Here is a 12,298-nt window from a genome sequence, read left to right on the forward strand (position 1 = left end):
ACACCATTTAACATGTATCGTATCCCGCAAATTATACTCACCATCCTGGTGATCAGCAGCGGCATATCCGCCTGCAAAAAAGACGACACCACGCCAGTAGCAGATGAAACCGTGAAAGCCACGTTATCCATTCAGTTTGATAACATCGCCGGCGATAAAAACCTCCAGCTCAATACGGGCTCTTATATCAACGCAGCAGGAGAGACCTTTACAGTGGATCGCCTGAAATATTTCATCACCAATATTAAAGTGAGAAATGCAGGCGGACAGGAATATATTGTTCCCAAAGACAGCAGCTATTTCCTCGTATCAGAATCAGAAGCAGCGTCACAGTTTGTAAAGGTGCGCGTACCGGAAGGAGAATACACGTCCCTGAGTTTCATCCTGGGGGTAGACAGCCTGAGCAGCGTAATGGACGTGAGTAAGCGCACCGGCGTGCTGGACCCTTCCGCCGGAATGGACGACGGCATGTACTGGGGCTGGAATATGGGATACATCTTCTTTAAAATGGAAGGGCTTTCAGATGCCGCGCCAACAGATCCCAGCGGTCAACATAAATTCCGCTACCACATCGGCGGCTTCGGCGGATACAGCGCGCCTACCTTAAACAATAACAGGACCATTACCATCAACCTCGGCGCCGGCGGCACAGCAAAAGTGCGGCGGGGCAGGGAAGCAAACATCCATCTCATGGTAGACATCCTGAAAATGTTCAACGGCGCTACTACCGTCAGCATTTTAACCAATCCCACGGTGATGTTTGGCGACTTCAGCGCAAAGATTGCAGATAACTATACCCACATGTTCCACCACGATCATACGGAGAACTAAAACTAACGGTCATGACTAAACTAAGATGGAGTATCTTTCTGATACTCCTTTTACCGGCATGCAGTAAAAGCAACGAATTAAAAGAAGAGATGGATGCCTTTACCGGTTTTCAACAGCCCGCAGGATTCCCCTCGCCGGTGTATAAATTGGGCAGCAACCCCGTCACCAAAGAAGGCTTTGAACTGGGGCGCAAGCTGTTCTACGAACCACGGCTCTCCCGTAATAATACCATTTCATGCGGCAGCTGTCATATCCAAACCGCGGCCTTCACCCATCACGGACATGATGTAAGTCATGGTATCGACGACCGGCTGGGTAGCCGCAATTCCCCGCCCATCATGAACCTGGCGTGGAATACCGCCTTCATGTGGGATGGCGGTGTTTTTGACCTTGACCTGCAACCGGTAGCGCCCATCACCAACTTCGTGGAAATGGATGAAACGGTGGGTAACGTGCTGAATAAACTACGTCAAACATCGCCTTACCCGGCGCTGTTTAAAAAAGTATTCGGCACAGAAGAAATCACCACTGCCCGGATGATGAAAGCACTCTCGCAATTTATGGTAATGGTGGTCAGCGATCAGTCGAAATACGACAGTGTATCCCGTAAACAGGCCACCTTCACACCGGCGGAAAAGCAAGGCTATGCCTTGTTTCAACAGAAATGCAGCAGCTGCCACCAGGAGCCGCTGTTCACCGATCATTCCTTCCGGAATAATGGTATCGGCGCCGGTCCCAACAACGATGAAGGCCGGTACCCGATCACGCTGAACCCTGCCGACCGGTATAAGTTCAAAGTGCCCAGTTTGCGTAACCTCGCTTATACCGCCCCTTATATGCACGATGGCCGCTTTTATACGCTGCAGGGCGTATTAAATCACTACGCATCGGAAGTACAGGACGATCCAACGCTTGATCCGTTGCTGAAAATGAACACGAAGCCCGGCATCCCGCTCAGTGCAGCAGAACAGCAATTACTGCTGGTATTCCTCAACACACTGAACGACCGGGTTTTTGTTAAAGACAAACGCTTCTCAGAAGAATCTCAATAAAATATGTAACGAATGAAAAAAATACTACTGTTGCTGATGGGTATCATCACCGGCATCTATGAAGCCAGGGCCTGTGATATCTGCGGCTGTGGCGTAGGAAGCTACTATATCGGCCTGCTGCCGGATTTTAAAAAGAAGTTCATCGGTGTGCGGTACCAGTATAAAACACTGCGTTCCCACCTGGGTCCTGGCGGTACAACTTCCTATCTTACTACCAACGAAACCTACCAAACAGCGGAGCTCTGGGGAGGGTGGAACATCGGCAAACGCTTCCGCGTGCTGGGCTTCATACCGGTTAATTTCAACAGCCGCGAAAACCAGGGCGCTACCCTGCGTAAATCCGGTATCGGCGATATAGCAGTGGTGGGCTACTACCAGTTGCTGGATAAACAATACACCACCGGCAACGGTAAGCTGTTGGTACAATCGTTATGGATAGGAGGGGGGATAAAAGTACCCACCGGGAAATATGAGCCCACAGAGCATAAGGAAAATGAAGACACACCCAATAATTTCCAGCTGGGCACCGCCAGCACCGACTTCACTTTAAATGCCATGTACGATGTGCGGCTAATGGACTTCGGCGTAAATGCCAATGTAAGCTACAAGATTAACACCGCTAATAAATACGACTACCAGTATGGAAATAAATTCACGGCAAACATACTGGGTTATTATAAAATAAGAGCAGCGGAAAAAGTAACGCTGGCGCCCAATGCAGGCATACTGTACGAAACAGCGGAAAAGGATACAGAAGCAAAAAAGTATACAGTGGATATTTCCGGCGGGCACTCGCTATTGGCCACCGTGGGGCTGGAAGCCACTATGGGCGTTGTTTCCGTGGGAGGTAATTTTCAACCCGTTATTTCACAGCAGCTGGCCGACAGCAGGATTAAAGCCGGAAATCGTGTAATGGTACACGTTACTTATCTGTTTTAGTCCGCATATTGTTATGCCCATGCAATGCTAAACAGGTGAAAGCCATTTTCAAAACGATAGCTTTCCTGCCAGCCATGCAACTGGCAAATCTGGCGCACAATAGCCAGCCCCAAACCGGTGCCGGTTGTATTGGGGGAGGAAGTGCCGAAACGCCGGAAAAGCATTTTCTCCTCCAGCGGCATGGCGCCTGTATTGGATATCTCCAGCAGGTGTGTCTTTAGCGTAATGGTAACCGTATCTTTCGGCTGACTGTGCCGCACCGTATTCATGATCAGGTTGGTGAGCAGGATCTCTGTCAGTGTTTTATTGCCGGATAACACCACGTCCGGTGCAATATGTTTTATTACCTGCAGTTGCTTGTCTTCCAGGAAATCATCCAGCAACGAAATATGTTTTTCCAGCAACGCAGATAAATTGATGGCTTCTTTCCCGGAAAACTGGCTGTTCTCAATTTTCGCCAGCAATAGCAGGTTTTTATTGATCCGCGTTACTTTCGACAACGACTGATGTGCTTCATCAATGAGTGCAGATTGTTCGTCGGTAATCGGTTTGCTCTGGTGCAGCAGGTCCAGCTTAAACTTCACAATAGACAGCGGTGTTTGCAATTCATGTGAGGCGTTTTGGGTAAACTCCTTTTGTTGTTTATACACTGCAATATTACCTGCAATGAGTTTTTCAAGATGATGATTGAGCGTCTCAAATTCTTCAATCCCGGTTTTTTCAAATTCAATGGCGTACTGCCTGTGCAGGTCAAACGACTGGATCTTTTGCAGGCTGCTGTAAAAAGGACGCCACAGTTTTTCCGATGTCCGTTTGTTGATAAAAATAAGACCACCCAGCAGGATCAGGAAGAAAAGGAATGCTACGCCTGCAATGGCAATGATGGTTTCATGCGATTCTTCCATATTAACTTCCTGCGTAAGCCGGAATACTTTTCCGTTGATCGTAAAATAGGTAACCAGCCCCTGGAACCTGTCCCAGCCCTTGGCGGGGATGTATTTATTTTTCCGGTAGATGTTATACGTGGAGTCTGGCCGTAGTGCGGCAACAGGTTGTAATTGTGTTTCCGGCTGCAGTTTATTCCAGAGTGCCACAGTTTCGGAGAGTTCTTTATCAGTAAGAGAAAGGGCCTGTAAGTTTTGCCGCGTGGTAGCGCTTACAATGCGGTTATGTTCTTTTAATTCATGTGCCCATATGAAATCTATAATGGCGTAATAGGCGGGAATGCTGCATGCCAGCACAATTCCGGCGTATAGCACAAATGACCTCATCGATTTATTAAGCAACTTATTCATAGCCTTACAGGATGCTTTAAGGCTGCTAAGATAAACTATACTTCCCACCTGTAACCGGTGCCGTAAATAGTTTTCAGGTAATGACCGCACCCGGCCTCGCCCAGTTTCTTTTTCAGGTTTTTGATGTGGGCGTAAATGAAGTTGTGATCATCAAGCATCCCGGCAATGTCGCCCGACAGGTGTTCTGCCAGTGCATTTTTAGAGATGACCTTATTTTTGTTGCCGATGAAATAGAGTAAGAGATCAAATTCTTTTTTGGTGAGAATTACCGGCGCATTATTGATGAGCACTGTTTTCGACAACAGGTTAATGGTGAGTTCATTTTGCCGGATAATATTGCTGTTATTGAATTTTCTTCTTCTGATGATGGAAAAGATCCTGGCCGATAGTTCCGGTAAATGAAAGGGTTTGGCCAGGTAATCATCTGCCCCGGTTTGTAATCCCTGTATTTTATCTTCATAGGAGTCTTTCGCAGAAATGATAATAATGCCTTCTTCTTTATCCCTTTTCTTTATTTCTTCCAGCAACCTGATACCATCGCCACCGGGTAACATCAGGTCCAGCAGGATACATTCATATTCAAACATTTCTATTTTTGCCAATGCCTGTTGATAGGTACCGGCATATTCACATACATAATTTTCGCCTGACAAATAAGAGATAATGCTTTGTGCCAGCTGTATCTCGTCTTCTATAATCAGTAATTTCATGGCACTAAATTATACTTCAATTCTGAATAAATTCTGAATTTATCTGCTGCCAGCAAGGGTTTAATGTGGGGTAGTCATCTCGTTTGTCTTTCTTTATAATTCTTAATTGACTGTGTAATAGTTGTTTATGAATTATGTTGTGTTTTCATTTAGCTTTCAGGAGATGAATAACGGCTGGATCACCGCGGTTATAGGAACAAATCACGGTACACAATGGGGAATGGAACTTTTCCCGATCCGTCTGAGCTAATCGATAGGATTGATTTTTCTTTGCACAAAATTAATCTCGTTGAAACATTTATACCTTATTCTCGGCTTCATTTTAATCAACCTTACTGTACTGGCACAAACCGGTGTCATTAAAGGAAAAATCAGCTCCGCCGACGGGCAGCCTGCAGCATTTGTAACAATTGGATTGAAAGATACAAAAAAGGGTACGCTGACAGATGAAGCGGGTCAGTTTACATTGAAAAATGTAAAGCCCGGTAACTATACACTGGTTATCTCTTACACCGGTGCTAAAACACTGCACCAATCCGTAACCATTGGCGCAGATGAAGTAACCGCCGTAAACATAGCACTGGAAGCTACCGCCAGCCAGTTAAACGAGGTAGTGGTAGATGGTACTAAAACAAGAACGATTAATAAAAGACCGGTAAGCATCGGGAAACTACCGGTGCCGGTGATGGACCTGCCGCAAAGCGTGGCAATCATCGGTCATGAAGTATTGGAAAACCAACAGGCGCAACGCCTCAGCGATGTGGTAAAAAACATCAACGGCGTATACATGGCCTCCATGAGAGCCGGTACACAGGAAACATTCAACGCCCGTGGCTACGGATTTTCCAGCACCAATACCTTCAAGAACGGCGCCCGCGTTAACTCCGGCGCTATGCCCGAAATGAGCTCCCTCGAAAGGGTAGAAGTACTGAAAGGCAGCGCCGCCATCCTGTATGGCAACGTATCTCCCGGCGCTGTTATGAACATGGTAACGAAACAACCCAAGTTCAATTTCGGTGGGGAAGTAAATCTCCGTGCCGGCAGCTACGGATTACTGAAACCCGCCTTTGACATATACGGTCCCTTGTCGTCCAAAGTAGCCTACCGCGTAAATGGCACGTTCGAAACCGCCGACAGCTACCGTGATCAGGTACACTCCAAACGCTACTATGTAAATCCCTCCCTGTTGTTCAAACTGAGCGACCGCACAGAATTAGTGGTGCAGGCAGATTACCTGAAACACGACTTCACACCGGACTTCGGTACCGGTTCCATCGGCGATACAGCATTGATCAAAACATCACGCAATACTTTCTATGGCGCGCCGTGGCAATATGCACACACGCAACAAACCACCGCATCCGCCAACATCAAACATAAACTGAACGATAACTGGGCAATCACCGGCAACATTGCTTACTCTAAATATTACAGGGACTATTATTCCATAGAAAGGATCCAGGCGAAAGGCGACAGCACCTGGGCACGCCCGCTGGGAAGAAATGGCACCAATGAAGATTACTACGCCGCACAGGTGGATTTAACCGGTAAAGTAAGAACCGGCGCTATAGAGCATACTGTCCTCGCCGGTGTGGATGCCGACAGGTACCTCACAGGCACTTATGGATACACCGTGCCATCTATCAACAAAACCACCGGGATCTATGACATCATCAATGTATACGAACCCAATAAGTTCCCACGCCGTACCGATATGCCGGTAGATACGCTGAAAACGATTCTCAATGCACCGGTTAACAGGTTAGGCGCTTATGTACAGGATCTGATCAGCATCTCTGAAAAGATCAAAGTACTGGCGGGTGTGCGTTTCTCTTATCTTCAAACAGAAGCTCCGGTTACCTACGACTTCAAAGGCGGTAAAACCTCCGGTAAATCTAAATACGATCACGCATTTTCACCCCGCTTCGGCCTGGTGTATAAGCCTATCGCTTCTACCGCTGTATTTGCAAGCTACTCCACTTCGTTTACCCCTAACAGTGGTCAGGATATCTATGGTGCAAACCTGGAACCATCCATCATTGAACAGTACGAGCTGGGCGTGAAAAACGATATTCTGAAAGGTCGTTTGTCCGTTAACGTTACAGGCTACCGCATCCGGAATAATAACTACGCACAAATGGCGGCGTTTAAGAGCGATGGAACAGTTAACAGCAACACCAACGTAAAAACCCTGATCGGTGAAACCCTCAGCCAGGGCGTGGAACTGGATATCGCAGGTCATCCTGTAGCAGGTCTGGATCTCGTGGCAGGCTATAGCTACAACAGCATGACGATCGAAAAAACACCTGGTCTTACCGGCAGCTCCATAGCAGGAGAACGCCTGGTAGGTAACCCGAACCATACCGCCAATGCAAGTGCATTCTATACTTTACAGGAAACAAAACTGAAAGGACTGAAAGTGGGCGTTGGTTATTACTACCTCGGTCAGCGCTATGCAGGCTGGAACAATACCATTAATCAAACACAAAAATACAACCGCCTGATTTCTGTTCCCGGCTTCTCTACCCTCGACCTGAGCGCGGGATATGCTTTCAAACGTTTCGCAGTAATGGGTAAAGTATCCAACGTTACCAATACTTACAGCTACTACGTACACGAAAACTATAGCATCAACCCAATACCGCCTACCCAGTTTACCGGAACGGTGTCTTACAAATTCTAGTGTAATAAATTATATATACTAAAAAGGGGCTTTCTCGTTAAGAGAGAGCCCCTTTTTTATGAAGAAAAACCACCCCTAAACAATTTCCCCCTTTAATTGTTCAGTAAAATATCTTTTGTAGCTCAACCTAAGTCAAACCGTCTTATTCACCCATTAAGTGCAACATAATGATCAGAGTAATACTCACGTCTATTCTTTTTTTATGCATAAGCCAATTGTTGTTTGCCCAGGATGCCAATTATTGGTCCGGCAACTATGGCCCCGGTGGCTTTTTTGCGCCCGGTGCGGTTATCGCTAACAACAAGGACAGCGGCGTCCTTTTTTATAATCCCGCATTGCAGGCGCTTACCAAAAAGAAGACTGCCTCTATTTCAGGAACAGTGTACCAGGTAGAATCCATCAAGATTAAGAATGGCGCCGGTACCGGGAAAAACCTGCATTCACGTATTACCTCCAGTGTACCGCAGATGTTATCCGGCATCGTATCAGTGGGCCGCAGGAAACCCATTTACGTCGGCTATGCGCTTATCCACACTTCTGTGCTGAATTACAATGTATCCCAGCAACAGGATACAAAGCTCAATGTGGTAGGCGGCAATGGCAACCCTGCGTTGGAATATTATATCGGCCAGTATAATTTTCAGAACGTTACCCGGGAAACATCTGCCCTTATCAGCTCGGGATTTAAACTTTCCAACCGATGGGCAATTGGCTTTATGGCAGAAGGACAATCCCGCTCCCAGCACTACAGCGAAAACTTCACCGCACGTGCGCTGGTGGGCGACAATACCTCCAGCACCATGCCGCTGGCCAGTAACGAAGGCGCCTACCAGGTGGATTATCATCACATTGGCTTGAAATTAAAAATGGGTTTCAGCTATGAAGTAACGAAACATCATTTCGGACTATTACTATCTTCCCCCCTTATTCACCTGCGCGGAAGAGGAACTTTACTGAGCAATAACGCTATCGCAAATGTCCGTTTCCTGGATCAGGAAGCCATTAACCTGCTGGCAAGCACCCGGCAAACAGGCCTCAAAACAAACTATAAAACGCCCGCCAGCGTGGCGTTGGGCTATGCATACGACTATCACAAAGGCCAGGTGTATATGGCAGCAGAATACTTCCTCAAAATAAAAGATTATAATATCCTTACCCCGCGCCCTGAAATTTTTGAAAGACCCGATACCGGGAGTAATAATTCATCTACCATCGCATTACTGGAAATGCGGGAAGGCAGAAAAGCTGTTTTTAATATGTCCGTTGGCGTTAGTTACCAGCTGAAACCGCAATTAACGGGCTATTGTTCCTTCAGAACCGATTTCAATTATGCGGATAGAAAAGATACCGATGGATTTTCACCCAATACATCTACCTGGGATAACTACTATTGCCAGCTGGGCGTAAACATCAAAAGACGCCAATACAATCTCCGCACAGGCATCTTATTAGGCTATGGCCATACCGGCAACTACCAGCAGCCTATTAACTTCGATGATCCGAAAGAGTCTAACCTGCTGACTGGTACCATTGGTACGGTGCCGGCTACACGAATGACCGCCGCTTTGATGATCGCCTTTATTCATAACCTGTAAAAAAGCTGCGCTAAAACTGGACTACCCATTTTATTTAAACTGGACTACAAGTGTAATCCAATTTAAAAGTAATTTTGATGCCAAAATGAACAGGTATATGGGAGATATAGTAATCAAAAAAGTAACGCTGAACGATATTGCGGCATTACAGGAAATAGGCCGGCGAACTTTTTACGAAACATTTTCGGCAGGAAACACCGAAGAAAATATGACTAAATATTTGGAAGAAGGTTTTACCGCAGAAAAACTGACTGCCGAATTGAATAATGAAGGCTCCTCCTTTTATTTTGCCATATTTGATAGTAACGTAATCGGGTATTTGAAACTGAATGCAGGACAATCACAAACAGAACTACAGGATGATAAAGCGCTTGAAATTGAACGGATTTATGTGTTACAGGCGTTTCATGGTAAAAAAGTCGGACAATTACTTTATGAAAAGGCAATGCAAATTGCCACGCAGATAAATGCGCACTATGTTTGGTTAGGTGTTTGGGAAGAAAATCAAAGAGCAATTAATTTCTACACGAAAAATGGCTTCGTGGAGTTTGATAAGCATATTTTCAAACTGGGAGATGATGAGCAGACAGATATCATGATGAAAAAAATTCTAAATTCCGACAAATGATTTTCAATACACAGCCCATACTTGAAAACGACAAAGTAATCCTTTACCCGTTGGAAGAAAAAGATTTTGAAGCTTTATATGCTGTAGCATCGGACCCGGAAATATGGCGGCAGCATCCTAATCAGGATCGTTGGAAAAGAGAAGTATTCCAGGTATTCTTTGATGGGGCAATGCAAAGCAAAGGAGCATTTAAAATAGTGGACAAAGCCACCGGGAACATTATAGGAAGTACACGGATTTATAACTATGATGAACAGGATAACAGCTTATTTATAGGTTATACGTTTTACGCTACCTCATGTTGGGGAAAGGGGATTAACCCATCAGTAAAAGCGATCATGCTGGATTATGTTTTTCAGTTCGTATCAAAGGTTTATTTCCATATCGGCGCAAACAACATCCGTTCACAAATTGCCATTGGCCGTATTGGTGCAGAAAAAATTGCGGAGGAAGAGGTGACTTATTTCGGAGAAGCACCCAGGTTAAATTTTGTGTATGAAATCAGTAAAGAGAATTGGAGATGAAGTGAATTTAAAAAATACCTGATAAAAGAAAACAGTAAGTCATATATTGTTAATGTTAATCATATAGCTTCATCCGATAATAATACCGTATATACCGGCAAACACGAAATCCCTATTGGCAACGCCTTCAGAGACCACTTCTTCAAAGAATTTGTAAACAAAAAACGCTTCCGGCGATAGCCGCTTCATCCGTAAAAACCGCCTGTGAATAGCGGGTTCTGCAAATTGGCACTCCATTTGAACCTACCCGGTTATAAATAACAAGGTCATGAAAAAGATATTAATAGTCACTTGTTTGGCCATAGCTGGTTTGTTCTTCGGAAATAACAGCTATGCGCAGGTAAGGGTAAATGTAAACGTTAACATCGGCAACCAGCCTTTGTGGGGCCCTGTAGGTTACGATTATGCAGAATACTACTATCTGCCCGATGTGGATGCCTATTATTATGTGCCTGAACGACGCTTTATATACCTCAACGGCGGACGATGGATCTTTGCGCCATCATTACCCGCCAGCTACCATTACGATTTAAACAGGGGGTATAAAGTGGTGGTCAATGAACCTAAGCCATACCTTCATCCGGATGTGTACCGCAGCAAATACGGAAAGTATAAAGGTAACTATGGCAAACAGCAGATCATTCGTTACAGCAACGATGAAAAATATTACGTGGTAAAAGGACACCCAAAGAATGGTAAATACAAAGAAGGAAAAGGTAATAAAGGCTATAAAGACAAAGGCAACAAGGGTAATAACGGGAAAGGACATGGCAGGAAAGACTAATTTTCCTGCATTCCTCCCGCATCCATTGTTGTTGTTTATTTCATCATTTTAAAAACAAAAGTTAACCCCTATGGCAAAACAAATCGGGTTGCTCCGCTTTACCGGTAAGCTGGGCAATATCATCGGATACCGGAGAAACGGAAATTACTTCGTTCGCACCATTCCGGAAGCAGTAAGGCAAACCGCCGCTACCCGGCAGGCTTCAAGGAATTTTGGCGTCGCCAGCAGGAAAGGAAAACTGATCCGGCGGGCCATCGTCCCGGAGTTGCATATTCACCACGACGGTTCACTCGTTAACCGCCTGAACAAAGCGCTGATCCAAACAAACAGCGAATCGCTCCGCGGCATAGAAGGGTTCCGCATAAACCGCCATACCGGTACAGAGCAGTTCTTCTGTCAGCAGCCGGTGGTGTCACAACGGGGAGTGGTGCGCATACCGGCGCAAACGTTACCGTTGCAGGAAAACTTCTCCCACCTGGAACTCACGGTTACGGCAGTACGCATTAGTTTCAAAGAGCGCCGGATCACAGGCCGTAGCAGCACAACAGCCACTATCGACTTAAACCAGCCTTTCAGCGGCATGGAGCTGGATACTGCTACTCCCGGAAAAGGAACACTGCTCATCATCTTACAGGTAAGAAGCTTTAAAGGAACAGATGCAACAGCAAACCGCCGTTTCTTCGCCGCGGATATAATGGCAGTGTTGCCGCCGGCTTCCACCAAACAAAAGCGTTTGAAGAAAAACAACGTTCCGGATGTAAAAAAGCTATTGTCTCTTCAGCCGGAAACACACAAAGGTATTCCCCGCCCCCAACACCCGGAGGTTCAACGGCAGCGGGAGTGAGCCAGCTTTTTCTCCTGATTGAAAATGATTTTTTTTGACAACGAAGTATCTTTCTTCGTGAACCGTTATGCGCATAAGTGCCAAATCACCCGGTTCTCCATAATTGGATGCGCTATATCTGCATAAATTCTCCCCGGAAACTACATTTTAAGTCTCCTTTTTACCGTTTTATCGAAAGCATCTTATCTAAAACACAACTCCTGATCAAGTCCACCTTGAAGACACGTTAAAGCTATGCCTACTGCTATTGTACCGCCATCTCCCCGTATATCCCCGGTTATTCCAATACAGGAGTTATCTTCAATTGGCAGTATTGCTGAAATAGGAACCTGTTTCTGGCTGCTGATAATGGGTGCAAAGGAAAGCCCCGCCGGAAAGATCAGCGCATAAAAAAGAGCTATAAAGCTAATGGT

The 12,298-nt window shown here is 45.7% G+C and carries 12 protein-coding genes; 10 read left to right on the plus strand and 2 right to left on the minus strand.

Annotation, left to right across the window (positions count from 1 at the left end):
• Positions 1-12: 12 nt before the first annotated feature.
• From PV783_RS15985 to PV783_RS15995, 3 genes are read left to right on the plus strand one after another with little or no spacing between them, the layout of a single operon-like run.
• Positions 13-831 (plus strand): MbnP family protein, encoded by an 819-nt coding sequence (locus PV783_RS15985; RefSeq protein WP_420988711.1) that lies wholly within the window; start codon positions 13-15, stop codon positions 829-831.
• 11 nt (positions 832-842) lie between these two features.
• Positions 843-1,883 carry a cytochrome-c peroxidase gene (locus tag PV783_RS15990; protein WP_420988712.1) on the plus strand — a complete coding sequence of 347 codons (1,041 nt, stop codon included), beginning with the start codon at positions 843-845 and terminating at the stop codon, positions 1,881-1,883.
• 12 nt (positions 1,884-1,895) lie between these two features.
• Complete coding sequence (locus PV783_RS15995; protein WP_420988713.1) at positions 1,896-2,822, plus strand: transporter; 927 nt, start codon at positions 1,896-1,898, stop codon at positions 2,820-2,822.
• Between the two features lie 11 nt (positions 2,823-2,833).
• Here the strand turns inward: PV783_RS15995 and PV783_RS16000 are convergent, their stop codons facing one another.
• Together PV783_RS16000 and PV783_RS16005 are read right to left on the minus strand one after the other, a co-directional pair.
• The gene (locus tag PV783_RS16000) at positions 2,834-4,117 is read right to left on the minus strand and encodes a sensor histidine kinase (RefSeq protein WP_420988714.1); all 1,284 of its coding nucleotides are present in this window, start codon (positions 4,115-4,117) and stop codon (positions 2,834-2,836) included.
• 35 nt (positions 4,118-4,152) lie between these two features.
• Positions 4,153-4,827, minus strand: coding sequence for a response regulator transcription factor (locus PV783_RS16005; protein ID WP_111578649.1), 675 nt, complete (start codon positions 4,825-4,827; stop codon positions 4,153-4,155).
• Between the two features lie 289 nt (positions 4,828-5,116).
• Between PV783_RS16005 and PV783_RS16010 the strand changes: the two genes are divergently transcribed.
• From PV783_RS16010 to PV783_RS16040, 7 genes are all read left to right on the plus strand, one after another.
• Complete coding sequence (locus PV783_RS16010; protein WP_420988715.1) at positions 5,117-7,510, plus strand: TonB-dependent siderophore receptor; 2,394 nt, start codon at positions 5,117-5,119, stop codon at positions 7,508-7,510.
• Positions 7,511-7,677: 167 nt separating this feature from the next.
• A complete protein-coding gene (locus tag PV783_RS16015; protein WP_420988716.1) occupies positions 7,678-9,105 on the plus strand; it encodes a hypothetical protein in 1,428 nt (475 codons plus the stop codon).
• A gap of 97 nt (positions 9,106-9,202) precedes the next feature.
• Positions 9,203-9,733, plus strand: coding sequence for a GNAT family N-acetyltransferase (locus tag PV783_RS16020; RefSeq protein ID WP_420988717.1), 531 nt, complete (start codon positions 9,203-9,205; stop codon positions 9,731-9,733).
• On the plus strand, positions 9,730-10,257 hold the full coding sequence (locus PV783_RS16025; RefSeq protein WP_420988718.1) for a GNAT family N-acetyltransferase: 528 nt from the start codon (positions 9,730-9,732) through the stop codon (positions 10,255-10,257). Before PV783_RS16020 ends, PV783_RS16025 begins: the two co-directional genes overlap by 4 nt.
• Before the next feature lie 268 nt (positions 10,258-10,525).
• Positions 10,526-11,041: a hypothetical protein gene (locus PV783_RS16030; RefSeq protein WP_420988719.1), complete on the plus strand. Its 516-nt coding sequence runs from the start codon at positions 10,526-10,528 to the stop codon at positions 11,039-11,041.
• 70 nt (positions 11,042-11,111) lie between these two features.
• Positions 11,112-11,885, plus strand: coding sequence for a hypothetical protein (locus PV783_RS16035; protein WP_420988720.1), 774 nt, complete (start codon positions 11,112-11,114; stop codon positions 11,883-11,885).
• A gap of 234 nt (positions 11,886-12,119) precedes the next feature.
• A complete protein-coding gene (locus PV783_RS16040) occupies positions 12,120-12,275 on the plus strand; it encodes a hypothetical protein (protein ID WP_420988721.1) in 156 nt (51 codons plus the stop codon).
• Positions 12,276-12,298: the final 23 nt, after the last annotated feature.

The organism is Chitinophaga sp. CC14, assembly GCF_048957795.1.
Taxonomy (GTDB): domain Bacteria; phylum Bacteroidota; class Bacteroidia; order Chitinophagales; family Chitinophagaceae; genus Chitinophaga; species Chitinophaga ginsengisegetis.